The organism is Streptomyces sp. NPDC034085 (assembly GCF_055575555.1).
This window is the reverse complement of sequence record NZ_JBVISL010000001.1, coordinates 227,400-252,227: the sequence shown is the minus strand read 5'-3', so window position 1 is coordinate 252,227 and position 24,828 is coordinate 227,400. Positions and strand designations below refer to the sequence as shown.

At 74.1% G+C, this 24,828-nt stretch carries 20 protein-coding genes; 13 read left to right on the top strand and 7 right to left on the bottom strand.

Annotation, left to right across the window (positions count from 1 at the left end):
• The 10 genes from ACZ501_RS01200 to lgt all read left to right on the top strand — a co-directional run bounded on the left by ACZ501_RS01200 (nucleotide 1) and on the right by lgt (nucleotide 8,681).
• A complete protein-coding gene (locus ACZ501_RS01200; RefSeq protein ID WP_361600095.1) occupies nucleotides 1-1,491 on the top strand; it encodes an anthranilate synthase component I in 1,491 nt (496 codons plus the stop codon).
• 14 nt (nucleotides 1,492-1,505) lie between these two features.
• Entirely contained in the window at nucleotides 1,506-2,141 is a 636-nt protein-coding gene (locus tag ACZ501_RS01195) for a TIGR02234 family membrane protein (RefSeq protein WP_468791600.1), read from the top strand.
• A 126-nt stretch (nucleotides 2,142-2,267) separates the two neighbouring features.
• Nucleotides 2,268-2,519, top strand: coding sequence for an HGxxPAAW family protein (locus ACZ501_RS01190; protein ID WP_361600090.1), 252 nt, complete (start codon nucleotides 2,268-2,270; stop codon nucleotides 2,517-2,519).
• A 68-nt stretch (nucleotides 2,520-2,587) separates the two neighbouring features.
• Nucleotides 2,588-3,085, top strand: coding sequence for a DUF2752 domain-containing protein (locus ACZ501_RS01185; RefSeq protein ID WP_468791598.1), 498 nt, complete (start codon nucleotides 2,588-2,590; stop codon nucleotides 3,083-3,085).
• A gap of 182 nt (nucleotides 3,086-3,267) precedes the next feature.
• Nucleotides 3,268-4,077: an indole-3-glycerol phosphate synthase TrpC gene (gene trpC / locus ACZ501_RS01180; RefSeq protein WP_361600084.1), complete on the top strand. Its 810-nt coding sequence runs from the start codon at nucleotides 3,268-3,270 to the stop codon at nucleotides 4,075-4,077.
• A gap of 8 nt (nucleotides 4,078-4,085) precedes the next feature.
• Nucleotides 4,086-4,295 (top strand): tryptophan biosynthesis modulator TrpM, encoded by a 210-nt coding sequence (trpM, locus tag ACZ501_RS01175; RefSeq protein WP_361600081.1) that lies wholly within the window; start codon nucleotides 4,086-4,088, stop codon nucleotides 4,293-4,295.
• A gap of 190 nt (nucleotides 4,296-4,485) precedes the next feature.
• On the top strand, nucleotides 4,486-5,760 hold the full coding sequence (trpB, locus tag ACZ501_RS01170; protein ID WP_361600078.1) for a tryptophan synthase subunit beta: 1,275 nt from the start codon (nucleotides 4,486-4,488) through the stop codon (nucleotides 5,758-5,760).
• On the top strand, nucleotides 5,757-6,575 hold the full coding sequence (gene trpA, locus ACZ501_RS01165) for a tryptophan synthase subunit alpha (RefSeq protein ID WP_361600075.1): 819 nt from the start codon (nucleotides 5,757-5,759) through the stop codon (nucleotides 6,573-6,575). The genes trpB and trpA overlap by 4 nt, the downstream gene beginning before the upstream one ends.
• A 95-nt stretch (nucleotides 6,576-6,670) precedes the next feature.
• Nucleotides 6,671-7,621: a DsbA family protein gene (locus ACZ501_RS01160; RefSeq protein ID WP_361611536.1), complete on the top strand. Its 951-nt coding sequence runs from the start codon at nucleotides 6,671-6,673 to the stop codon at nucleotides 7,619-7,621.
• An 88-nt stretch (nucleotides 7,622-7,709) separates the two neighbouring features.
• The gene (lgt, locus tag ACZ501_RS01155) at nucleotides 7,710-8,681 is read left to right on the top strand and encodes a prolipoprotein diacylglyceryl transferase (RefSeq protein WP_468791595.1); all 972 of its coding nucleotides are present in this window, start codon (nucleotides 7,710-7,712) and stop codon (nucleotides 8,679-8,681) included.
• Between the two features lie 432 nt (nucleotides 8,682-9,113).
• On the opposite strand, the gene ACZ501_RS01150 is transcribed toward lgt, so the two are convergent.
• From ACZ501_RS01150 to ACZ501_RS01120, 7 genes are all read right to left on the bottom strand, one after another.
• Entirely contained in the window at nucleotides 9,114-9,932 is an 819-nt protein-coding gene (locus tag ACZ501_RS01150) for an HpcH/HpaI aldolase/citrate lyase family protein (protein WP_468791592.1), read from the bottom strand.
• Complete coding sequence (locus ACZ501_RS01145; RefSeq protein WP_468791589.1) at nucleotides 9,929-11,179, bottom strand: CaiB/BaiF CoA transferase family protein; 1,251 nt, start codon at nucleotides 11,177-11,179, stop codon at nucleotides 9,929-9,931. The genes ACZ501_RS01150 and ACZ501_RS01145 overlap by 4 nt, the downstream gene beginning before the upstream one ends.
• Nucleotides 11,176-12,207 carry a ribokinase gene (gene rbsK / locus ACZ501_RS01140; RefSeq protein WP_468791586.1) on the bottom strand — a complete coding sequence of 344 codons (1,032 nt, stop codon included), beginning with the start codon at nucleotides 12,205-12,207 and terminating at the stop codon, nucleotides 11,176-11,178. The genes ACZ501_RS01145 and rbsK overlap by 4 nt, the downstream gene beginning before the upstream one ends.
• Complete coding sequence (locus ACZ501_RS01135) at nucleotides 12,204-13,574, bottom strand: ADP-ribosylglycohydrolase family protein (protein ID WP_468792641.1); 1,371 nt, start codon at nucleotides 13,572-13,574, stop codon at nucleotides 12,204-12,206. Before ACZ501_RS01135 ends, rbsK begins: the two co-directional genes overlap by 4 nt.
• Before the next feature lie 86 nt (nucleotides 13,575-13,660).
• Nucleotides 13,661-14,806: an ADP-ribosylglycohydrolase family protein gene (locus ACZ501_RS01130; protein ID WP_361610860.1), complete on the bottom strand. Its 1,146-nt coding sequence runs from the start codon at nucleotides 14,804-14,806 to the stop codon at nucleotides 13,661-13,663.
• Between the two features lie 7 nt (nucleotides 14,807-14,813).
• Nucleotides 14,814-16,085: an ADP-ribosylglycohydrolase family protein gene (locus ACZ501_RS01125; protein WP_468791583.1), complete on the bottom strand. Its 1,272-nt coding sequence runs from the start codon at nucleotides 16,083-16,085 to the stop codon at nucleotides 14,814-14,816.
• Nucleotides 16,086-16,450: 365 nt separating this feature from the next.
• Nucleotides 16,451-17,437: an ADP-ribosylglycohydrolase family protein gene (locus ACZ501_RS01120; protein WP_361602194.1), complete on the bottom strand. Its 987-nt coding sequence runs from the start codon at nucleotides 17,435-17,437 to the stop codon at nucleotides 16,451-16,453.
• Between the two features lie 277 nt (nucleotides 17,438-17,714).
• Here ACZ501_RS01120 and ACZ501_RS01115 point away from each other — a divergent pair, with 277 nt between their 5' ends.
• The 3 genes from ACZ501_RS01115 (at nucleotide 17,715) to ACZ501_RS01105 (ending at nucleotide 24,811) form a co-directional block, all read left to right on the top strand.
• Nucleotides 17,715-18,446 (top strand): VIT1/CCC1 transporter family protein, encoded by a 732-nt coding sequence (locus ACZ501_RS01115; RefSeq protein WP_468791580.1) that lies wholly within the window; start codon nucleotides 17,715-17,717, stop codon nucleotides 18,444-18,446.
• Between the two features lie 364 nt (nucleotides 18,447-18,810).
• A complete protein-coding gene (gene gltB, locus ACZ501_RS01110) occupies nucleotides 18,811-23,358 on the top strand; it encodes a glutamate synthase large subunit (RefSeq protein ID WP_362464110.1) in 4,548 nt (1,515 codons plus the stop codon).
• Nucleotides 23,351-24,811, top strand: coding sequence for a glutamate synthase subunit beta (locus tag ACZ501_RS01105; RefSeq protein WP_361602200.1), 1,461 nt, complete (start codon nucleotides 23,351-23,353; stop codon nucleotides 24,809-24,811). Before gltB ends, ACZ501_RS01105 begins: the two co-directional genes overlap by 8 nt.
• Nucleotides 24,812-24,828: the final 17 nt, after the last annotated feature.

Below are 24,828 nucleotides of genomic sequence, written 5' to 3'. Positions count from 1 at the left end.
ATGGATCTCGAGACGTTCCGCAAGCTCGCGGCCGACCGCCGCGTCATCCCCGTGAGCCGTCGGCTGCTGGCCGACGGGGACACCCCGGTCGGGCTCTACCGGAAGCTGGCCGCCGAACGCCCCGGCACCTTCCTGCTGGAATCCGCCGAGAACGGGCGCTCCTGGTCCCGCTACTCCTTCGTCGGCGTGCGCAGCGACTCCACCCTCACCGTCAAGGACGGCCAGGCGCACTGGATCGGCACCCCGCCCGTCGGCGTCCCCACGGACGGCGACCCCCTCGAAGCCCTGCGCGCCACCGTCGAGGCCCTGCACACCCCCCGCGACCTGGCGGGCGGCATGCCGCCCTTCACCGGCGGCATGGTCGGCTACCTCGGCTACGACATCGTGCGCCGGCTGGAGCGCATCGGCGACCACGCCGAGGACGACCTCGAGCTCCCCGAGCTGACCATGCTCCTCACCTCCGACCTGGCGGTCCTCGACCACTGGGACGGCACGGTCCTGCTCATCGCCAACGCCATCAACCACAACGCCCTCGACACCGGGGCGGACGAGGCCCACGCCGACGCCGTCGCCCGCCTCGACGCGATGGAGGCCGACCTCGCCCGGCCCGCGCCCTACGCGCCCGCCGCGCTCCCGGAGTCCGCGCTGCCGCCCTTCGACGCGCTCTGGGGCGGCGAGAAGTACCAGGCCGCCGTCGAGGACGTCAAGGAGCGCATCCGGGCCGGCGAGGCCTTCCAGGTGGTGCCCTCGCAGCGGTTCGAGACCCCCTGCCACGCCTCCGCGCTGGACGTCTACCGGGTGCTGCGGGCCACCAACCCGTCCCCGTACATGTACCTCTTCCGCTTCGAGAACGGCTTCGACGTGGTCGGCTCCAGCCCCGAGGCGCTGGTCAAGGTCGAGGACGGCCGGGCGATGGTCCACCCCATCGCCGGCACCCGCCACCGCGGCGCGACCCCGCAGGAGGACAACGACCTCGCCGAGGAGCTGCTGGCCGACCCCAAGGAGCGCGCCGAGCACCTCATGCTCGTCGACCTCGGCCGCAACGACCTGGGCCGGGTCTGCGAGCCGGGCTCCGTCGAGGTCGTCGACTTCATGAGCATCGAGCGCTACTCGCACGTCATGCACATCGTCTCCACCGTCACCGGCCGCGTCGCCGAGGGCAGGACCGCCTTCGACGTGCTCACCGCCTGCTTCCCCGCCGGCACCCTCTCCGGTGCGCCCAAGCCGCGCGCCATGCAGATCATCGAGGAACTGGAGCCCTCCCGCCGCGGCCTGTACGGCGGCTGCGTCGGCTACCTCGACTTCGCGGGGGACTCCGACACCGCCATCGCCATCCGCACCGCGCTGCTGCGCGACGGCACGGCGTACGTGCAGGCCGGAGCGGGCGTCGTCGCCGACTCGGTGCCCGAGCTGGAGGACCAGGAGTGCCGCAACAAGGCCGCCGCCGTCCTGCGTGCCGTGGGAGCGGCGAACCGGCTGCACCGCGCCTGAGCCCGTAGGGGATAGTGGGGTACGTGAGTGCCGTACACCCCGTCAACGAGGCCGAGGCCCCCGACAGCAGCACCGGCCGCCGCACCGTGGCCGCCGCCCTGCTGCTCGGCGCGCTCGGCGCCACCGTCGTCCTGCTCGCCTCCGGCCGCACCTGGGCCCGGGGCAGCGCCTCCGTCGGGGGCGGCACGCTGCCCCTGACCGCGGACGGGCGGGCAGTCACCGGCCTTCCGGCGGCCCTGGCCATCGTCGGCCTCGCGGCCCTGGTCGCGGTGTTCGCCGTACGGGGTCCGGGCCGGCTGCTGGTGTCCGGGCTGCTCGCCCTGAGCGGGCTGGGCGCGGCCCTGGCCGCGGTGGCCGCCGCCGGCGACCGGCGGGCCCTGGACGAACGGGCCGCCACCGCGACGGCGGACACCGCCGCCCGGGTGGTGGAGCTCAGCCACACCGCGTGGCCGTACGTCACGGCCTCCGGCGCGGCCCTGATCCTGATCGCGGGCCTGCTGGCCCTGCGCTTCGGCCGGAGCTGGCCCGCGATGGGAGGCCGCTACGAGCGCGACGGCAGCCCCCGCGGGCGCACCCCCGCCCCCGTGGACCCGGACCGGCCGGAGGACCTGTGGAAGGCCCTGGACCGCGGCGAGGACCCCACCCGCTGACGCGGCGCCCCCGGCGGGCCCCACCCGCTGGAGAAACCCGCGTTCCCGTGCGGGACAATGACAGCGAGCGTGCGACACAGGCCGCGCTCTCTACACAGCTTGAGACAGAGCAACGAGGAGCAACTCATGGCGGGCACGAGCCACGGACACACCCCGGCCGCCTGGACCGGTGTCATCATCGCCTTCATCGGTTTCTGCGTCTCCGGCGCCTTCATGGTGCTGGCGAACCCGCTCGGCTTCTGGGCGGGCCTGGTCGTCGTCGCGCTCGGCGGTGTCGTCGGCATGGCGATGCGGGCCGCGGGCATGGGCGCCCCCAAGGACGGCCACCGCGACCTCGCCGAGGTCATCGCGGCCAACCGGGTCCCCGCCAAGGTCTGAGCGCGATCCCGCGGGTCCGCCGGTCCGCTGTGCGAAAGGCGCGGCCCCGCCGGGCTGCGCCTTTTGTCATGAGCGGAGAGAATCAGCGGGTGGACGCCCCTCGCACCGCCTCCCCGGCCGCCGTGCCCCGGCCGCCGCTGCCGCACGCCCCGGCGCCCGTGCGGGCCTCCCGGGCCCGCCGGCTGGCCGCCCCGGCGCTGACCCTGGCGGGGGCGGTCGCGGCGTTCGCGTACGTGGGCGCCGTCGACCCCAACGAGCCCGGGCACTACCCGGTCTGCCCGCTCTTCCGGCTGACCGGGGTGCTGTGCCCCGGCTGCGGCGGGCTGCGCAGCGCGCACGCCTTCGCCACCGGCGACCTGCCGGCCGCCCTGGGGGCCAACGCCGTGGCGGTGGCCGGTTACCTCGTCTTCGCCGTGTTCACGGCCCTGTGGCTGCTGCGGGCCTTCCGCGGCGCCCCGGCGCCCCGGATCGCCCTGCGGCCGGTCCACTGGTGGGGGATCGGGGCCCTGGTACTGGCCTTCTCGATTGTCCGGAATCTCCCGTTCGGTTCCGCGCTGGCCCCCTGACCCCGGACGAGGCCCCGCCGGGGCCTACGGGAAGGCAATATTCCGAGTGTCCAGTCCCTGGGAAACCGAGAACTCCGTGCGGAGGCCCCGGCTGCCTGCGGATACCATTTGAGTGCTGACCTTGCAGTGATACGTGTCTGCAAGGCGGCCGACCGTCATCAACCCGGAAGGGGGCCGCTCGCGTGAGTGTGCTCGACGAGATCATCGAAGGGGTCCGCGAAGACCTTGCCGAACGGCAGGCCCGCGTCAGCCTCGACGAGCTCAAGGAGCGTGCCGCCAAGGCGCCCCAGGCCAAGGACGGTGTCGCCGCCCTGCGCGGTGACGGCGTCAAGGTGATCTGCGAGGTCAAGCGCTCCAGCCCCTCCAAGGGCGCGCTGGCCGCGATCGCGGATCCGGCCGGGCTCGCCGCCGATTACGAGGCCGGCGGGGCGGCGGTCATCTCCGTCCTCACCGAGCAGCGCCGGTTCGGCGGCTCGCTGGCCGACCTGGAGGCCGTCCGCGCCCGCGTGGACGTCCCGATCCTGCGCAAGGACTTCATCGTCACGGCGTACCAGCTGTGGGAGGCCCGCGCCTACGGCGCCGACCTCGTGCTGCTGATCGTCGCGGCCCTGGACCAGGAGGCCCTCGTCTCCCTCATCGAGCGGGCCGAGTCCATCGGCCTCACCCCGCTCGTGGAGGTGCACGACGAGGAGGAGATCGAGCGGGCCGTCAGTGCCGGCGCCAAGATCATCGGCGTCAACGCGCGCAACCTGAAGGACCTCAAGGTCGACCGCTCCACCTTCGAGCGGATCGTCGGAGAGATCCCGCCGCACATCGTGAAGGTCGCCGAGTCCGGCATCCGCGGACCGCACGACCTGATCGCCTACGCCAACGAGGGCGCCGACGCCGTCCTGGTCGGCGAGTCCCTGGTCACCGGCCGCGACCCGAAGGCGGCCGTCGCCGACCTCGTCGCCGCCGGCGCCCACCCCGCCCTGCGCCACGGGCGGAGCTGACCACTCCCATGCCTCCCGCCTCCCCCTCCGTCCGCACCCGACCGGGCCACGGCCCGGCCGGCGTGCCGACGGCGCACGCGCCGCTGGCGCGCGGCTGCCGCCCCCGCGGCTGCCGTGCCCCGGCACGCCGCGTGCACGGCAGGCGGGTGCGCTACGTGATCGGGTCCGAGCCCGGACAGGTCAACGGCATGCGATGGCGCGGGGCGACCGCGCCCTGACCACGGCCCTCCCGGCCCGGTACCCCTGAGGCACCGGCCGCGGGCGGCCGCGTACGGTCCCTGCCCCGCGCGGGCGCGGACCGTCCCGTCCGCCCACCCTCCGCGGGGTGCGCGGGCGGCGGAGCGGCGGCGCAATACGGTGCATCCAGCCGCGTCGAGCCTCGCATCCCGTACCCGTAGGAGCAGTGGCATGTCCACCACCTCGTTCTTCATCCCGGACCCGGAGGGTCACGTCCCCAACGCCGAGGGCTATTTCGGCGACTTCGGCGGCAAGTTCATCCCGGAGGCCCTCGTCGCCGCCGTGGACGAGGTCGCCGTCGAGTACGAGAAGGCCAAGAGCGACCCGGCCTTCGCCGCCGAGCTGAACGACCTCATGGTCAACTACACGGGCCGGCCCAGCGCCCTGACCGAGGTGCCCCGGTTCGCCGAGCACGCCGGCGGCGCCCGGATCTTCCTCAAGCGCGAGGACCTCAACCACACCGGCTCGCACAAGATCAACAACGTGCTGGGCCAGGCACTGCTCACCAAGCGCATGGGCAAGACCCGCGTCATCGCCGAGACCGGCGCCGGCCAGCACGGCGTGGCCACCGCCACCGCCTGTGCCCTCTTCGGCCTCGACTGCACCATCTACATGGGCGAGATCGACACCCAGCGCCAGGCCCTCAACGTGGCCCGCATGCGCATGCTCGGCGCCGAGGTCATCGCCGTGAAGTCCGGCTCCCGCACCCTCAAGGACGCCATCAACGAGGCGTTCCGCGACTGGGTCGCCAACGTGGACCAGACCCACTACCTCTTCGGCACCGTCGCCGGCCCGCACCCCTTCCCGGCCATGGTCCGCGACTTCCACCGCGTCATCGGCGTCGAGGCCCGCCGCCAGATCATCGAGCGCGCCGGCCGGCTGCCCGACGCCGTCGCCGCCTGCGTCGGCGGCGGCTCCAACGCCATCGGCCTCTTCCACGCCTTCATCCCCGACACCGAGGTGCGCCTCGTCGGCTTCGAGCCCGCCGGACACGGCGTGGAGACCGGCGAGCACGCCGCCACCCTGACCGCGGGCGAGCCCGGCATCCTGCACGGCTCCCGCAGCTACGTCCTCCAGGACGAGGAGGGCCAGATCACCGAGCCCTACTCCATCTCCGCCGGCCTGGACTACCCGGGCATCGGCCCCGAGCACTCCTACCTCAAGGACAGCGGCCGCGGCGAGTACCGCGCGGTCACCGACGACGCCGCCATGCAGGCCCTGCGCCTGCTCTCCCGCACCGAGGGCATCATCCCGGCCATCGAGTCGGCCCACGCCCTCGCCGGCGCCCTCGACCTCGGCAAGGAACTGGGCCCGGACGGCCTCATCGTGGTCAACCTGTCCGGCCGCGGGGACAAGGACATGGACACCGCCGCCCGCTACTTCGGGCTGTACGACACCGACGGCGAAGTCGCCGCCGACGAGTTCGCCGAGGGGGACGACAAGTGAGCGCCAACGGAAACATCGAGCTGCTGAGCGCGACCCTCGCCAAGGCCAGGTCCGAGGACCGCGCCGCCCTCGTCGCCTACCTCCCGGCCGGCTTCCCGACCGTCGACGGCGGCATCGAGGCCGTCAAGGCCGTCATCGCGGGCGGCGCCGACATCGTCGAGATCGGCCTGCCGCACAGCGACCCCGTCCTCGACGGCGCCGTCATCCAGACCGCCGACGACATCGCCCTGCGCGGCGGCGTGAAGATCGCCGACGTGCTGCGCACCGTGCGCGAGGCCTTCGAGGCCACCGGGGTCCCGATCCTGGTCATGACGTACTGGAACCCCATCGACCGCTACGGCGTCGAGCGGTTCACCGCCGAGCTCGCGGCCGCCGGCGGCGCCGGCTGCATCCTGCCCGACCTGCCGGTCCAGGAGTCCGCGCTGTGGCGCGAGCACGCCGCCGAGCACGGTCTGGCCACCGTCTTCGTCGTCGCCCCCAGCAGCCGCGACGAGCGCCTGGCCACCATCACCGCCGCCGGCTCCGGCTTCGTCTACGCCGCCTCCCTCATGGGGGTCACCGGCACCCGCGAGTCCGTCGGCAACGAGGCGCAGGAGCTGGTGCGCCGCACCCGCGCCACCACCGAGCTGCCGGTCTGCGTCGGCCTCGGCGTCTCCAACGCCCGGCAGGCCAAGCAGGTCGCCGGCTTCGCCGACGGTGTGATCGTCGGCTCCGCCTTCGTCAAGCTGCTCCTGGACGCCCCGGACCTGCCCGCGGGCCTGTCCGCCGTGCGGGCGCTGGCGGGCGAGCTTGCGGAAGGCGTACGCAGGTCCTGACCCCGAGCGGGCGCGGAACGAGGTTCTGTAGCCCGATCGGGTGGAATCGGCAGCGGGGAGGCACGCGAGTGCCTCCCCGCTTCGTTTGGCCGAACGTGAGCGAGAAGAACGACGGTGCGAACCGCGATGCGACGAAACGATCGGCCCGCGAACGACTCCAGCAGGAGCGCGAGCGGCAGAAGGCCCGGGACAAGCGCCGGCGCACCCTGGTGGTGGCCGGAGCGGTCGTCGGCGTGCTCGGCCTGGCCGCCGTCGTCGGCGTGATCGCGGCCAACACCGGCAAGGGCGACAAGTCCGCCAAGACCGGCCCGATGGCCGCGCCCTCCGGAGCCACCGGCAAGGACGCGCTCGCCATCCAGACCGGCAAGAACGAAGCCAAGTCCACCCTGACGGTGTGGGAGGACTTCCGCTGCCCCGCCTGCAAGTCCTTCGAGGACAACTACCGCACCACCATCCACGACCTGGAGGCCAAGGGGCTGCTCAAGGTCGAGTACCACCTGGTCACCCTCATCGACGGCAACATGCGCGGCAGCGGCTCCCTGAAGGGGGCCAACGCCGCCGCCTGCGCCCAGGACGCCGGCAAGTTCTCCGCCTACCACGACGTCCTCTTCCAGAACCAGCCGCCGGAGACCGACGACGCCTACGGCAAGAACGCGAAGCTGCTGGAGCTGGCCGGGAAGGTGGAGGGACTGGACACCCCCGCCTTCCGCTCCTGCGTGGAGGACGGCACCCACAACAGCTGGGTGGGCAAGTCGCACGAGGCCTTCATCGCCGGGAAGTTCCGGGGCACCCCCACCGTGCTCCTCGACGGCAAGAACATCTTCGCGGACGAGGCGAACCCGCTGACCCCGCAGAAGCTGAAGGAAAGGGTCGAGGGCGGCGGCAAGACGACGCCGTCGGCGTCCGCCTCCCCGTCGGCGTCCGCGTCCGCCGCGGGCTCCGGGAGCGGCGGGTCGAGGAGCGGCACCAAGAGCTCCCCCTCCTCCGCCGGCTCGGGTTCCGCTTCCGGCTCCCGGGCGGGGTCGGGAGCCGGATCGGGAGGCTGAGCGGCGGTCCTGCCGTGTGTGGTTTTGGTTTCAGCTTGCCGGGCGGGTTGCGGTGCGTACCGCCCGGCAGGGTAGCGTCAGGTCTGCCATGGACCTTGCTTACATCCCCAGCCCGTCGACCGGCGTGATCCATCTCGGACCGATCCCGCTGCGCGGCTACGCGTTCTGCATCATCATCGGCGTCTTCGTCGCCGTCTGGCTCGGCAACAAGCGGTGGGTCGCGCGCGGCGGAAAGCCGGGCACGGTCGCGGACATCGCCGTGTGGGCGGTGCCGTTCGGCCTGGTCGGCGGCCGCCTCTACCACGTGATCACCGACTACCAGCTCTACTTCGGTGAGGGCCGGGACTGGGTCGACGCCTTCAAGATCTGGGAGGGCGGCCTCGGCATCTGGGGCGCGATCGCGCTCGGCGCGGTCGGCGCCTGGATCGGCTGCCGGCTGCGCGGCATCCCGCTGCCCGCCTGGGCCGACGCGCTCGCCCCGGGCATCGCGATCGCCCAGGCCTGCGGGCGCTGGGGCAACTGGTTCAACCAGGAGCTGTACGGCCGCCCCACCGACCTGCCGTGGGCGCTGAAGATCAGTGAGGGCCCGAACCGGGTCGCCGGCACCTACCACCCGACCTTCCTCTACGAGTCCCTGTGGTGCCTGGGCGTCGCCGCACTGGTCATCTGGGCGGACCGGCGCTTCAAGCTGGGCCACGGGCGGGCGTTCGCGCTGTACGTCGCGGCGTACTGCTCCGGGCGCGTGTGGATCGAGTACATGCGCGTCGACGAGGCCCACCACATCCTGGGCCTGCGGCTGAACGTGTGGACCGCGATCGTGGTCTTCGTCCTCGCGGTGGTGTACTTCGTGCTCTCGGCGAAGCTGCGGCCGGGGCGCGAGGCGGTCGTCGAACCGGGTCCCTCCGGGGACACCGGCGCGGCCGACGCCCCTGCCGCCGACGCGGAGGCCGTTCCGGCGGGTGCGGACGCGGACGCCAAGGCCGACGCCGATGACAAGGCCGTCCCGGCCGACGCGAAGCCGACCAGTCTCACGAAGGCCGCGGAGGCCGACAAGAGCTGACCGGTCGTACCGGAGGGGGCGCCGTGCGGGTCGCGGCGCCCCCTCCGTCGTACCCGGCCGGTGCCGTGGGGCGTGCCGCTGCGCGGGGCTTGCCCCTCCCCGCCCTTCCACCGTTCCCTGGGGGCTCCGCCCCCAGACCCCCGCGCCTCAAACGCCGGCGAGGCTGGGAAATCCAGCCTCGCCGGCGTTTGAGGTGACGGGCGCGCAGCGCCCGTACGGGGTCAGGGGCAGCGCCCCTGGGAACGGTGGAAGGGCGGGTAGGGGACGGCCCCGCGCAGCGGCACACCACCCGCACACGACCCACCGGCCCCGGCCACCGGAACCCACCCCGCCCCACACCCGACGGACGGAGTCCGGCGCAGCGGCGCGAAGCCGGTGAGGCCGCCCGCGGCCGAGTCGCGCGAGCGGCGCGTGAAGAAGGTGTGCGGCGCCTCAGGAAGGAAACGTGGCGCGCTGCGACAGGGACAGGGTGCGGTGGGCGGCCGCCACCACCGCCGGGTCCACGAAGCGGCCGTCCGGGAGGGCGAGGGCCCCCGGCATGGCGCGGGCGGCGGTGACGATCTCCTCGGCGGCGGTGACCTCCTCCGGCCCGGGGAGGTAGGCCCGCTCGATCACCGGCAGCTGGCGCGGGTGGATCGCCGCCCGCCCGAGGAACCCCAGCGCCCGCCCCCGCGCGCAGGACACGGCCAGCGCCTCCAGGTCCCGGATGTCCGGGAAGACCGACTGGGCCGGCGGCACCAGCCCGGCGGCCCGGGCCGCGATGACGACCCGGGAACGCGGCCAGTCGAGCCCGCTCTCCGCGCTGACGCCGAGGTCGGCGCGCAGATCCGCCTCGCCCAGGGTCAGCCCCTGCAAGGAGGGGTGGGCGCGGGCGATCTCGTACGCCCTCTCCACGCCCAGCGCGGACTCCAGCAGCGCGTACAGCGCCACCCCTCCGGTGCGGTCCGCCACCCGGGTGATCTGCTCCGGCGCGTCGACCTTGGGCAGCCGCAGCCCGGCGAGACCGTGCAGCCCGGCCAGCGCCGTCAGGTCCGCGCCCGACCAGGGGGAGCCGAGGGCGTTGACGCGGACGTGGACGGGGACCGGGGGCCGCTCGGTGAGCAGTTCGGCGGTGGCCGCGCGGGCGTACTCCTTGCGCGAGGCCGACACCGAGTCCTCCAGGTCGACGATGACCGCGTCGGCCCCGCAGCGCAGGGCCTTGGCCACCACCTCCGGGCGGTCCCCGGGTGCGTAGAGCCAGGTCAGGATCACAGTGCTCCCTCCAGGCGGAGAGCGGCGACCTCGGCCCGGGTCAGGCCGAGCTCGGTCAGGACGGCTTCGGTGTCCGCGCCGTGCGGGCGGCCCGCCCAGCGGATCCCGCCGGGGGTCTCGGACAGCCGGAAGAGGACGTTCTGCATCCTCAGCGGGCCCAGTTCCGGGTCCTCGACCTCGGTGACCGTGTCGAGCGCCGCGAACTGCGGATCGGCCATCACGTCCCGGACGTCGTAGACCAGGGCGACGGCGGCTTCGGCCTCCTCGAAGGCCGCGACCACCTCGTCCGCCTTGTGCCGTGCGATCCAGCCGCCGACCGCCTCGTCGATGACCCCGGCATGGGCGGCCCGCCCGGAACCGGTCGGGAACCAGGGCTCGGCGACCAGCTCCGGCCGGCCGACGAGGCGCACCACCCGCTCCGCGACCGACTGCGCCGAGGCGGACACCGCCAGCCAGCGGCCGTCCGCGCTGCGGTAGGTGTTGCGGGGGGCGTTGTTGGCCGAGCGGTTGCCGGTGCGCGGCTGGACGTAGCCGAGCTGGTCGTACCAGAGCGGGTGCGGGCCGAGCACGGTGAGGATCGGCTCGATGATGGCCAGGTCCACGACCTGCCCGTGCCCGGTGCGGTCGCGCGCCGCCAGCGCCGTCATCACCGCGTACGCGGTGGTCAGCGCGGCGATGGAGTCCGCGAGCCCGAAGGGAGGGAGGGTCGGCGGGCCGTCCGGCTCGCCGGTGATCGAGGCGAACCCGCTCATCGCCTCGGCGAGGGTGCCGAAGCCCGGGCGGCGGGCGTACGGGCCCTGCTGGCCGAAGGCCGTGACGCGGGCCAGGACCAGCCGCGGGTTGGCGGCGGACAGCTCGGCCCAGCCCAGCCCCCACCGCTCCAGGGTGCCGGGGCGGAAGTTCTCGACGACCACGTCGGCGGTGGCGGCCAGCCGCAGCAGGGTGTCCCGGCCGCCGGGCGTGGACAGGTCGAGGGTCATCGTCCGCTTGTTCCGCCCGAGCAGCTTCCACCACAGCCCGACCCCGTCCTTGGCGGGGCCGTGCCCGCGGGAGGGGTCGGGCCGGTGCGGGTGCTCGACCTTGACCACCTCGGCCCCGAAGTCCCCGAGCAGGGTGGCGGCGAGGGGCCCGGCGAAGAGGGTGGCGAGGTCGAGCACGCGCAGCCCCGCGAGGGGGCCGCCGGCGGCTTCCGGGCCGGCCGCGGCGGGTGCGTGTCCGTCGGCGGGTGCGCGTCCGGCCGGGGTCACGACGCCGCTCCGGATCCGGCGCCGCTCCCGGTCCCGGGCGCCCCGGCGGCCGGCGCCCCCGGCCGCGGCCCGGCCGGCGAAGGGCCGGGGCCGGGGTTCCCGTCCGGCCCGGCCGCGGGGGAGTCCGGTGCCGGCCCGGCCGGGGCGAGGGCGTCCGTCTCCGCCCGGGTCGGCATGGAGTCCTGCGCCCCGGGCCGCTGGACCGACAGGGCCGCCGCCGCCGAGGCCCAGCGCAGCGCCTCCGGCATGGCGCGGCCCTCCCCGAGGGCCACCGCGAGCGCCCCGACGAAGGTGTCCCCGGCGGCGGTGGTGTCCACCGCCCGCACCCGGGGCGCGGCCACGGTGAGGGGCTCGCGCCCCCGGGCCGCGTACAGGCACCCGGCCGCGCCCAGGGTGACCACCACCTCCGGCACCTCGCGCAGCAGCGCCTCGGCGGCCCGCAGCGGGTCGGTGAGGCCGGTGAGGGCGGCGGCCTCGTGCTCGTTCGGGACGAGCAGGTCGGTGGCGGCGAGCAGGCCGGCCGGCAGCGGCTGCGCCGGGGCCGGGGTGAGGACCGTACGGACGCCGTGCTCGCGGGCGGCGAGGGCGCCGGCGAGGACGGCCTCCAGGGGGAGTTCCAGCTGGAGCAGCAGGCAGTCGGCGGCGCCGATCCGCGACGCGTCGCCCGCCTCCAGGCCGGTGACACGGGCGTTGGCGCCGGGAATGACGACGATGCTGTTCCCGCCCTCGTCGTCCACCGTGATGTGCGCGGTTCCGCTCGGCCCCTCGACGGTGCGCAGGGCGGCGGTCTCGACCCCGGACGCGGTGAGCCCGGCCCGCAGCCGTACGCCGAACTCGTCCGCCCCGACCGCGCCGATCATCACCACCTCCCCGCCGAGGCGGGCGGCGGCCACCGCCTGGTTGGCGCCCTTGCCGCCGGGGACCGTGCGGAACTCCCGCCCGGTGACGGTCTCCCCGAGGCGGGGGGCCTTGGGCACGTAGGCGACGAGGTCCATGTTGGTACTGCCGAGCACGGCGATGGCCGTCATGATCGGGTTGCCTCCTGGGCGGTGAGGTGGGCGAGGGTGTCGAAGCCGACGCCGTCGAAACCGGCGACGGTGGTGGCGAGGCGGTTCCCCAGCGGTGCGGTCCAGCGCTCGGGGATCCGCTCCGGGGACCCGGCCAGGAGCCCGGCGATCGACCCGGCGGTGGCGCCGTTGGAGTCGGTGTCCCAGCCGCCGGACACCGCCCGGCACACGGAGTGCGTGAAATCCCCGTCGGCGTGGGTGAGGGCGGCCGCGATCAGCGCGGTGTTGGGGACGGCGTGCACCCAGTGGTAGTGGCCGTAGCGGGCGTGCAGCCGGTCCACGACGCGCTCGAACCCGCACTCCGGACGGGTGGGACCCGACTCCTCGCGGGCGGCGCGGATCCCGAAGCGGACGGCTTCGGCGAGGCGCGAGCCGGGCGGTACCACGCCCAGGCCGGCCCGGAGCGCGCCGTGCACGTCGGCCCGGCCGCCGGCGGCCTCGGCGGTGGCGGCCGCGATGAAGAGCGCGGCGTAGACCCCGTTGGCGGTGTGGGTGAGGGTGGCGTCCCGCCAGGCCTGCTCGGCGGCCGCGGCCGGGTCCGCCGGGTTGGTCCAGCCGTGGACGTCGGCGCGGATGAGGGCGCCGATCCACTCGCGGAAGGGGTTGTGCCGGGTGGCGGTGAGCGGGGGTTCCAGCCCCTGGAGGAGGTTGCGGTAGGCGACGCGCTCGGCGGTGAAGGTGCGGCCGGCGGGGAGTTCGTCGAGCCAGAGGCGGCCCAGGTCGGCGGTGGTGAACCCCTTGCCGTGCCGCCGGAGCAGCAGCAGGCCGAGCAGGGGGTGGTCGAGGTCGTCGTCCTCGGGCGCGCCGTCGATGTTCTCGGCGAGGGAGGTGGGCGCGGAACGCCGGTTCCACGGATGGGCGGCCAGGACGTCCGCGGGGACGCCGCGTGCGGTGAACCAGTCGTCCAGCGGCCAGTTCCCGGCGGCGCGGGCGAGGGCGCGGATCCCCTCCAGGGGGAGCTTCTCCACGGGTTTGCCGAGTACGCAGCCGACGGCCCGCCCGAGCCAGGCGGCCTCCAGCCGGCGTTGCAGCCCCGGCTCCGCCTCCGCGCGGGCCGGCGGCGGCGGGGACGCGGGCCAGGTGGCGCGCAGGGCCGGCCAGGCGGTGGGCTCGGCCGCGGCCGAGGGGACGGGCAGGGCCGCGAGGCCGTCCAGCAGGCGGCCGGCGAGGGCGCGCAGCTCCGGCGCGGCCGGGACGGCGGAGGCCCCGGCCCGGGCGGGGGCCGGACGGCCGCCCGCCGCGAGCCAGGTGCGCAGGGCCGGGCCGGGGTCCCGGCCGTCCTCCGCCGCCTGGCGCAGCTCGTGCCCGATCAGGTCCTCGGGCTGCACCCAGGTGAGGCGTACGCGGTCCGGGGCGGCGGCGGGGGAGGCCGTCCCCCCGGCGGCGGCCGGGGCCGCCCCCGTACGGGAGGCCGTCACCGCGCGGACGCGATGGCGGCGAAGGCGCTCTCGTGGGCGCGCCGGCGGGACCGGTCCCGGTCGAAGACCTCCCGGGCGACCGCGGCGAGCTCCGCCGCCGGGGCGTGCAGGTCGAGGCGGCTGGCCTCCGCGACCTGCTTCGCCCAGCCGGCCGGCACCGCGGACTCCCCGCCCAGGGCCCCCGCGATCGCCCCCGCCATCGTGGCGGTGGAGTCGCAGTCGCGGCCGTAGTTGACCGCGCCGAGCACGGCGGTCTCGTACCGCCCGTCCGCGACCAGCAGCATCCCGAGCGCGATCGGCAGCTCCTCGACGGAGTGCAGGCGGGACGGGCGCCGGGCGCCCAGCGAGGGGGCGCGGTAGTCGGGGCCGACCGAGTCGTACGGGGCCACCGCCGCCCGCAGCGGGGCGAGGGCGGACTCGGCGTCCCGGTGCCGCAGCGCGACGTCGCGCACCGCCGCGATGGCCTCGCGGGTGCCGTCCTTGGCCAGGGCCAGCGCGGTGTCCACCACCGACGCGGCGCTCGCCCCCGGAATGCAGGCCGCCGCGACCGCGGCCGCGAAGACGCCCGCCGCCTCCCGCCCGTACGAGGACTGGTGCGCGCCCGCGACGTCCAGCGCCTCGGCGTACGCGGCGGCCGGGTTGCCCGCGTTGACCAGCCCGACCGGCGCCATGTACATCGCCGCGCCGCAGTTGACGATGTTGCCGTTGCCCGCCTCGCGGGGGTCCGCGTGCGCGTAGTGCAGCCGGGTCACGATCCACTTCTCGGCGAGGAACACCCGCTGGAGGGGCAGGGCCTCGGCCTCCAGCTCGGGGATCCAGCGCGGGACGCCCATCAGGTCCGGTACGAGGTGCTCGGCGACCGCGTAGGCGTCCAGGTGGTCGCGTACGGCCGCGTAGACGCGGACCAGCGCGTGCGTCATGAGGGTGTCGTCGGTGACGTGGCCGTCGCCCTTGTGGTAGGGCGCGATGGGTCTGGCGGTGCGCCAGTCCTCGTACCAGGGGCCGACGATGCCGTGGACGCGGCCGCCGTGCCGTTCGGCGATCTGTTCCGGGGACCAGCCCTCCACCGGGCCGCCGAGGGCGTCGCCGACGGCGGCTCCGACGAGGGCGCCCGTGAACCGGTCCTCCAGTGTGAGGGTCATGCCCGGATCATCCCTTCCGTGTGGTCAGTTCCGTACGCGTGAGCAGTGCGGCGAGTTCGACGAGGTCGGTTCCGGCCAGCCGGGGCAGGGCGCAGCCGGAGAGGGTGCGGCAGGCTTCGCGCCAGGCGGCGGGGAGGGAGTCGCCGCCGCCGAGGGCGCCGGTGAGGGCGCCGGCGAGGGCGGGGGCGGAGTCGGCGACGCGGGAGAGGCAGGCGGCGGCCGGGACGGCCTCGCAGACCCTGCCGCGGGCGGCGGTGGCGAGGGCGAGGGCGACGGGGACGGTTTCGGCGGCGGCGATGCCGTAGCTGTAGACGTGGTCGACGATCTGGTGCTCCAGGAGCGGGACGAGGGCGAAGGCGCCGCCGGTCTCCGCGCGGGCGAGGGTGACGGCGTGCCGGGCGTTGCGGCCGATCTCGGTGGCGGCGGGCAGCTGGGCCAGCGCGGTGTCGACGGCCGTGTCGGTGTCCGCGCCCGCGAGGGCGGTGGCGACGGCGGCGGCCATGGCGCGGGCGCCGTGGACCCCGTCGCCGTCCTGGGTGTAACGGGCGTCGAACTCGGCGAGGTCCGCGGCCGCTTCGGGGTCGCCGGGGTGCACGACGGCGAGTACGCAGGCGCGCACGCAGGCGGCGTCGTCGAAGTAGTGCGGGTTGTCGTGGCCGGTGGCGGGCGGGCGCAGGCCGGCGGCGAGGTTGCCGAGCCCGGCGCGCACCGAGATGCGGGCGCGCATCGGGAGCACGGCGGACTCCACCTCGGGGGCGCGTTCCGCGGCCGCGGCGACCTCGCTGGCCAGGGCGTTCCAGGCGAGGTCGATGGCGGCGCGCATGCGGCGGGAGCGGGAGAGGTCGCTGAGCAGTGCGCCGGCGGCGGTGAGGACGGATTCGGCGGCGAAGGCGGCCCATTCGGCGTCGTCGGAGGGGCCGAGGCGCAGCGGTTCGGGGGGCTGGTTGAGGGCGATGGGGACGGGGAGGGTGGTGGTGGCGTTCTGCTCCGCGAAGGTGTCGAGCTCGCGGGTGAGGCGGCGGGTCCACTCGGGCATCCGGCTGGCCCGGTGCCGCGCGGCTGGCCAGCCGGCGGCGTCGCCGGCGGCGAGGCCGAGGAGGAGCCCCTCGATCCGCCGGGGCGCCTGCGGCGGGCCGGGCGTACGGGGCACCGGGGCGGTGGCCTGTGCGGGGGGTTCCTGGCCGGTGGCCTCCGGCGGTGGGATGGGCGTACGGGGCTCCTGGCGCGGGGCGGCGGGCAGCGTGCCCGGGCTGCGGACCGGGGCGGAGACGTCCCCCACCCCGCCCCTTCCCGAAACCGGGGGCAGGCCCCCGGCCCCCCACGCCGTACCGGCGCGCGCCCCCGGGGCCGGTGCCTCCGGCGCCCGCAGGGCACGCGAGCCCGCGGCTGCCGTCTTCGGCGGCGTGCCGGTGCGCAATCCCGCGGCCGGTGCCTCCCGTGGCAGGCCGGCCCGGGGGCCTGCGGCCGGTGGACCGGGCGTGGGCGCGGCCGGCGCCTCTGGCGGCGGACCGGCGTGAAAACCCACGGCGCCTGCCTGCGGCGGCGTGCCGGTGTGGGGGCCGGCGGACGCCGGGGCCGGCGGCGGGCCGGTGGGGGAGTCTGCGGATGCCGGGTTCGGGGACGGGTCGGTGAGGGCGTCCGGGGTCATCGGGCGGGCTCGGTTTCCGGGGTGAGGAGGTCCGCGATGTCCAGGACGTGGTAGCCGCGCATCGACGGCAGGCAGCTGCCCCGGACCGGGCCGATGGCCGACGCCCAGGCCTCGGGGATCGCCGCCGCCCCCGACAGGGCGCCGGCAAGGGCGCCCGCCACCGCCGCGGTGGTGTCGGCGTCCCGGCCCATGTTGACCGCCGTCAGGACGGAGGCGGAGAAGTCGCCCGCGCAGGCGGCGAAGGCCCCGAAGGCCAGGCCCACCGCCTCCGGCGCGAGGTCCGTCCAGGGGTAGCCGCCGATCACGACGGCCGACCGTACCGCCCGCTCCCCGCGCGGGGCGGCGGTCACCGCGCGGCGCAGCGAGCGGGCCGTCCAGGAGTCGGACGGGATGACCGACAGCGCCGCCGAGACCGCGGAGACGGGGGAGCCGCCCGCCATGGCCGCGGCCACCCCGGCGGCGACGGCCTGGCCGCCGTAGATGCCCTCCCCGTCGTGGCTGACCGAGCCGTCGATGGCGACGAGCCGGGCCGCCTCCGCGGGGCGGCCCGCCGCGAACACCCCGAACGGGGCCGCCCGCATCGCGAGCCCGTCCGACCAGGCGTGCCGGTGCTGCGCCGAGATGGGCGCGGCCAGGCCGCGGCGGAGGTTCTCGAGGGTGCCGCGCTCCGAGAAGCCGGCACCGCGGAAGGGGCCCTCGTCCAGGTCGGCGATCCAGTGGTGCCAGGCCCGCTCGACGTGCGCGACGGTCAGGGCGGAGCCGTGGCGGGCGAGCAGCAGGCCCGAGAAGATGGCGTATTCCGTGTCGTCCGTGCCGGCCGGGTCGTCCGAGACGAAGCCTTCGATCCGGCCCCATTTCGCCCGGATCTCCGACGGCTTCATGTTCTCCGCGGGGGCGCCCAGCGCGTCACCCACCGCGAGGCCGAGAAGTGCGCCCCTGGCCCGTTCGAGGATGAGCTGCGGATTGCATGCAATCAGCTCCATGGCGCGCCTCTCCACTTGGTGGGACTCATCATGAGCCCTTGGGGGATTTGTGCCACGGCATGAGGTTTGTCTGTCGCCGCGAAACGCCCCCCGCGCACCCCCGTCACCCGGTCGCCGACCCGCGAAACCCCAGGTAAGTACGGCCTTCCTTGCTGGCGGGAGCCGTAAATCGTGCGTACTTTCGAGGTGTTCCGGGGGAGCGCCCCGCGCCGGGCACCACCGCGCGTGGCTTTCGCGTACCCGCTCGTACCCATTCGTACAAAAGGGGAGATACGCCGTGTCCATCATCGACATCGAAGCGCCGCTGCACACGGCCCACCGCGACAACCACACCCACCGCGACGTCAACGGTGGATGGCTGCGGCCGGCCGTCTTCGGTGCCATGGACGGGCTCGTCTCCAACCTCGCCCTGATGACCGGGGTGGCCGGCGGCGCCGTCGCACCGCAGACCATCGTGATCACCGGCCTGGCGGGCCTGGCCGCCGGCGCCTTCTCGATGGCGGCCGGCGAGTACACCTCCGTCGCCTCGCAGCGCGAGCTGGTCCTCGCCGAACTGGACGTGGAGCGCCAGCAGCTGCGCAAGCACCCGGTGGATGAGATGGAGGAGCTGGCCGAGCTCTACGTCTCGCGCGGGGTGGAGCCGGCGCTCGCCCGCGAGGTCGCGATGCAGCTGTCGCGCGACCCGGACCAGGCGCTGGAGATCCATGCCCGCGAGGAGCTGGGGATAGACCCCGACGACCTGCCCTCGCCGCTCGTCGCCGCCGTGTCCTCCTTCGGCTCCTTCGCGCTGGGCGCGCTGCTGCCCGTACTGCCCTACCTGCTCGGGGCCACCGCCCTGTGGCCCGCCGTGCTGCTGGCGCTGGTCGGGCTGATCGCCTGCGGAGCGGTGGTCGCGCGGGTGACGGCCCGGTCCTGGTGGTTCAGCGGTCTGCGCCAGCTCGTCCTGGGTGGCGCCGCCGCGGGTGTGACGTACATCCTGGGAACCTGGATCGGCGGCGCCATAGGCTAACGGCGGCGGGAATGAGACACTATGCAGTACGCAACATAAGTAGTCCGTTACCCGGTGGTTTCGGTTCTGTGACCGCTGGGCATCACACCAGGGCGCCGGGCAACGATGCCCGTCTCGCGCCGGGACCACGGAAGCGTCTGCGACCCCCTGAAGGTCCCTTCTTTCTGCCTCGGGCAGTGTCCGCATGCTGGAATGTGATATCCGGTTCTCGGAATTACCGTCATCATGTAGCCTGCACCAACTTTCGCAGAGGGCCAACGTCGTCCCTCGGCTATGCACATATGCCACGACGACGACGGGAGAGCCGATGCGTTCCGCATCCACGCACTCCGCGACCGGCTCCAGCACCACCGCCTGGTCGCCCATGGACGGTCGCCCCGCCCAGCAGGGCATGTACGACCCCCGCAACGAGAAGGACGCCTGCGGCGTCGGATTCGTGGCGAACCTCACCGGCGAGGCCACCCACACTCTCGTTGAGCAGGCCCTGACCGTCCTGCGGAACCTCGAGCACCGCGGCGCCACCGGCTCCGAGCCGGACTCCGGCGACGGCGCGGGCATCCTCTCCCAGGTGCCGGACGCCTTCCTGCGCGAGGTCGCGGGCTTCGAGCTTCCCGAGGCCGGCGCGTACGCCGTCGGCATCGCCTTCCTCCCCGCCGACGGCCCCGCACAGGCCGTCGCCGTGGAGCAGATCGAGGCCATCGCCGCCGAGGAGAACCTGACGGTCCTCGGCTGGCGCGAGGTCCCGGTGACGCCGGACCTGCTCGGCAACGGCGCCCGCACCACCATGCCGGCCTTCTCCCAGCTGTTCGTGAGCAACGGCAGCACCGGCATCGAGCTGGACCGCAAGGCCTTCGTCCTGCGCAAGCGCGCCGAGCGCGAGGCCGGCGTCTACTTCCCGTCGCTCTCCGCGCGCACCATCGTCTACAAGGGCATGCTGACCACCGGCCAGCTGGAGCCCTTCTTCCCGGACCTCTCCGACCGCCGCTTCGCCTCGGCGCTCGCCCTGGTCCACTCCCGGTTCTCGACGAACACCTTCCCGTCCTGGCCGCTCGCCCACCCGTACCGCTTCGTCGCGCACAACGGCGAGATCAACACGGTCAAGGGCAACCGGAACTGGATGAAGGCCCGCGAGTCCCAGCTGGCGTCCGACGTCTTCGGCGACGGCGTGCTCGACCGGATCTTCCCGATCTGCACCCCGGACGCCTCCGACTCGGCCTCCTTCGACGAGGTCCTGGAGCTGCTCCACCTCGGCGGCCGGTCGCTGCCGCACAGCGTGCTGATGATGATCCCGGAGGCGTGGGAGAACCACACCTCCATGGACCCGGCCCGCCGCGCGTTCTACCAGTACCACTCCACGCTGATGGAGCCCTGGGACGGACCCGCCTGCGTCACCTTCACCGACGGCACCCAGGTCGGCGCGGTCCTCGACCGCAACGGCCTGCGCCCCGGCCGCTACTGGGTCACCGACGACGGCCTCGTCGTCCTCGGCTCCGAGGTCGGCGTCCTCGACATCGACCCGGCCAAGGTCGTCCGCAAGGGCCGCTTGCAGCCCGGCAAGATGTTCCTCGTCGACACCGCCCAGAAGCGCATCGTCGAGGACGACGAGATCAAGGACGAGCTGGCCGGCGCCGCGCCCTACGCCGAATGGCTGGAGACCGGCGAGATCGAGCTGACGGACCTGCCCGAGCGCGAGCACATCGTGCACACCCACGCCTCGGTCACCCGCCGCCAGCAGACCTTCGGCTACACCGAGGAAGAGCTGCGCGTCATCCTCGCGCCCATGGCCCGCACCGGCGGTGAAGCCCTCGGCTCCATGGGTACGGACTCGCCCATCGCGGCCCTGTCCGAGCGCCCCCGGCTGCTCTTCGACTACTTCACCCAGCTCTTCGCGCAGGTCACCAACCCGCCGCTGGACGCCATCCGCGAGGAGCTCGTCACCTCGCTGCTGTCCTCGATCGGCCCGCAGTCCAACCTGCTCGAGCCGACCGCCGCGTCCTGCCGCAGCGTCACCCTGCCCTTCCCGGTGATCGACAACGACGAGCTCGCCAAGCTCATCCACATCAACGCCGACGGCGACATGCCGGGCATGAAGGCCGCCACCCTCTCGGGCCTCTACCGGGTCTCCGGCGGCGGCGACGCCCTCGCCGCCCGGATCGAGGAGATCCGCGCCGAGGCCGACGCCGCCATCGCGGCCGGCGCCCGCCTGATCGTCCTGTCGGACCGCCACTCGGACGCCGAGCACGCGCCGATCCCGTCGCTGCTGCTCACCTCCGCCGTGCACCACCACCTCATCGCCACCAAGCAGCGCACCCAGGTGGGCCTGCTGGTCGAGGCCGGCGACGTCCGCGAGGTCCACCACGTCGCCCTGCTCATCGGCTACGGCGCCGCGGCCGTCAACCCGTACCTGGCCATGGAGTCCGTCGAGGACCTGCTGCGCGCCGGCACCTTCCTGTCCGGCCTGGAGCCGGAGCAGGCCATCAAGAACCTGATCTACGCCCTCGGCAAGGGCGTCCTGAAGGTCATGTCGAAGATGGGCATCTCCACCGTCGCCTCCTACCGCGGCGCCCAGGTCTTCGAGGCCGTCGGCCTGAACGAGGAGTTCGTCGGCACGTACTTCAGCGGCACCGCCACCAAGATCGGCGGCGCCGGCCTGGACGTCATCGCCAAGGAGGTGGCCGCCCGCCACGCCAAGGCGTACCCGGCGACCGGCATCGCGGCCACGCACCGCGCGCTGGAGATCGGCGGCGAGTACCAGTGGCGCCGCGAGGGCGAGCCGCACCTGTTCGACCCGGAGACGGTCTTCCGCCTCCAGCACGCCACCCGCAACCGCCGGTACGACATCTTCCGCAAGTACACCGACCGCGTGAACGAGCAGTCCGAGCGCCTGATGACGCTCCGCGGCCTGTTCGGCTTCAAGACGGGTGAGTCGGGCCGTCCGTCGATCTCCATCGACGAGGTCGAGCCGGTCTCCGAGATCGTCAAGCGCTTCTCCACCGGCGCCATGTCGTACGGCTCCATCTCCAAGGAGGCGCACGAGACCCTCGCCATCGCCATGAACCAGCTGGGCGGCAAGTCCAACACCGGTGAGGGCGGCGAGGACCCGGACCGCCTGTACGACCCGGCGCGCCGCTCGTCCATCAAGCAGGTCGCCTCCGGCCGGTTCGGCGTCACCAGCGAGTACCTCGTCAACGCCGACGACATCCAGATCAAGATGGCGCAGGGCGCCAAGCCCGGCGAGGGCGGCCAGCTGCCCGGCCACAAGGTCTACCCGTGGGTCGCCAAGACCCGCCACTCCACCCCGGGCGTCGGCCTGATCTCCCCGCCGCCGCACCACGACATCTACTCCATCGAGGACCTCGCCCAGCTGATCCACGACCTCAAGAACGCCAACCCGGCCGCGCGCATCCACGTGAAGCTCGTGTCCGAGGTCGGCGTCGGCACGGTCGCGGCGGGCGTCTCCAAGGCCCACGCGGACGTCGTCCTGATCTCCGGCCACGACGGCGGTACGGGCGCGTCTCCCTTGACCTCCCTCAAGCACGCGGGCGGCCCCTGGGAGCTCGGCCTCGCCGAGACCCAGCAGACCCTGCTGCTCAACGGGCTGCGCGACCGCATCGTGGTCCAGACCGACGGCCAGCTGAAGACCGGCCGCGACGTCGTCATCGCCGCGCTGCTCGGCGCCGAGGAGTTCGGTTTCGCGACCGCACCGCTCGTCGTCTCCGGCTGCGTCATGATGCGCGTCTGCCACCTGGACACCTGCCCCGTCGGCATCGCCACCCAGAACCCGGTCCTGCGCGACCGCTTCTCCGGCAAGCCCGAGTTCGTCGTCAACTTCTTCGAGTTCATCGCGGAGGAGGTGCGCGAGCTCCTCGCCGAGCTGGGCTTCCGCACGATCGAGGAGGCCGTCGGCCACGCCGAGCTCCTCGACACCAGCAAGGCCGTCACGCACTGGAAGGCGCAGGGCCTCGACCTCGAGCCCCTCTTCTACGTGCCGGAGCTGCCCGAGGGCGCGGTCCGCCACGCCCTGATCGAGCAGGACCACGGCCTGGAGAAGGCCCTCGACAACGAGCTGATCGAGCTCGCCGCCGACGCGTTGAACGCCGACTCCGCCGAAGCCGCCCAGCCGGTCCGGGCCCAGGTCGCGATCCGCAACATCAACCGGACCGTCGGCACCATGCTCGGCCACCACGTCACCAGGAAGTTCGGTGGGGCGGGCCTGCCCGACAACACCATCGACCTGACCTTCACCGGGTCGGCCGGCCAGTCCTTCGGCGCCTTCCTGCCGAGCGGCATCACCCTGCGCCTGGAGGGCGACGCCAACGACTACGTCGGCAAGGGCCTCTCCGGCGGCCGCGTGATCGTCCGCCCGGACCGCGCCGCCGACCACCTCGCCGAGTACTCCACCATCGCCGGCAACACCATCGGCTACGGAGCCACCGGCGGCGAGATGTTCCTGCGCGGCCGCACCGGCGAACGCTTCTGCGTCCGCAACTCCGGTGCCCTGGTCGTCTCGGAGGGCGTGGGCGACCACGGCTGCGAGTACATGACCGGCGGTACGGCGGTCGTCCTCGGCGAGACGGGCCGCAACTTCGCGGCCGGCATGTCGGGCGGCGTCGCGTACGTCATCGACCTCGACCCCCGCCAGGTCAACGTCGGCAACAAGGAGGCCGTCGAGGCCCCCTCCGACGCCGACAAGCAGTGGCTGCACGATGTGGTGCGCCGCCACGAGGAGGAGACCGGCTCGACCGTGGCCGCGAAGCTCCTGGCTGACTGGGACGCCGCGGCGGCCCGCTTCAGCAAGATCATCCCGACCACGTACAAGGCAGTGCTCGCCGCCAAGGACGCCGCTGAGCTGGCCGGACTCTCCGAGTCCGAGACCACCGAGAAGATGATGGAGGCGGCGACCCATGGCTGACCCGAAGGGCTTCCTCACCACCCCGCGCGAGACCGCCTGCACCCGTCCCGTGGCCGAACGCCTCAAGGACTGGAACGAGGTCTACGTCCCGGGCTCGCTGCTCCCGATCATCAGCAAGCAGGCCGGCCGCTGCATGGACTGCGGCATCCCGTTCTGCCACAACGGCTGTCCGCTCGGGAACCTGATCCCGGAGTGGAACGACTACGCCTACCGCGAGGACTGGACGGCGGCCTCCGAGCGCCTCCACGCCACCAACAACTTCCCGGAGTTCACCGGGCGGCTGTGCCCGGCCCCGTGCGAGTCGGCGTGCGTCCTCGGCATCAACCAGCCGGCCGTCACGATCAAGAACGTCGAAGTCTCGATCATCGACCAGGCCTGGGACAACGGCGACGTCACCCCGCAGGCGCCCGAGCGCCTGTCCGGCAAGACCGTGGCCGTCATCGGCTCGGGCCCGGCCGGCCTGGCCGCCGCCCAGCAGCTGACGCGGGCCGGCCACACCGTGGTCGTGTACGAGCGCGCCGACCGCATCGGCGGCCTGCTGCGCTACGGCATCCCCGAGTTCAAGATGGAGAAGGTGCACATCAATCGCCGCATCGAGCAGATGCGCGCGGAGGGCACCAAGTTCCGTACCGGCATCGAGGTCGGCCGCGACATCACCGCCACCGACCTGCGCAAGCGGTTCGACGCGGTCGTCGTCGCGGCGGGCGCCACCGTCTCCCGCGACCTGCCGGTCCCCGGCCGCGACCTCAAGGGCATCCACTTCGCGATGGAGTACCTGCCCCTCGCGAACAAGGTCCAGGAGGGCGACTTCATGGCGCCCCCCATCACGGCCGAGGGCAAGCACGTGGTCGTCATCGGCGGCGGCGACACCGGCGCGGACTGCGTGGGCACCGCCCACCGCCAGGGCGCGCTGTCGGTGACGCAGCTGGAGATCATGCCGCGCCCGTCGGAGGACCGCCCGGCCGGCCAGCCGTGGCCGACCTTCCCGATGCTGTACAAGGTCACCTCGGCCCACGAGGAGGGCGGCGAGCGGATCTACTCCGTCTCCACCACCCACTTCGAGGGCGACGAGGACGGCAACGTCCAGGCCCTGCACCTGGTCGAGGTCTCCTTCGAGGACGGCAAGCTGGTCCAGAAGCCCGGCACCGAGCGGGTCCTCCCGGCCCAGCTGGTCACCCTGGCGATGGGCTTCACCGGCACCGACCAGTCCAACGGCCTGGTCGAGCAGTTCGGCGTCAGCCTGGACGAGCGGGGCAACATCGCCCGCGACGCCTCGTACGCCACCGACGCCGACGGCGTCTTCGTCGCCGGCGACGCGGGCCGCGGCCAGTCGCTCATCGTGTGGGCCATCGCGGAAGGCCGCTCGGCCGCCCGCGGCGTGGACCGCTACCTGACCGGCACCAGCACCCTCCCGTACCCGGTCAAGCCGACGGACCGCTCCCTGATGGTGTAGCGCCCCGCAGCGCCCCC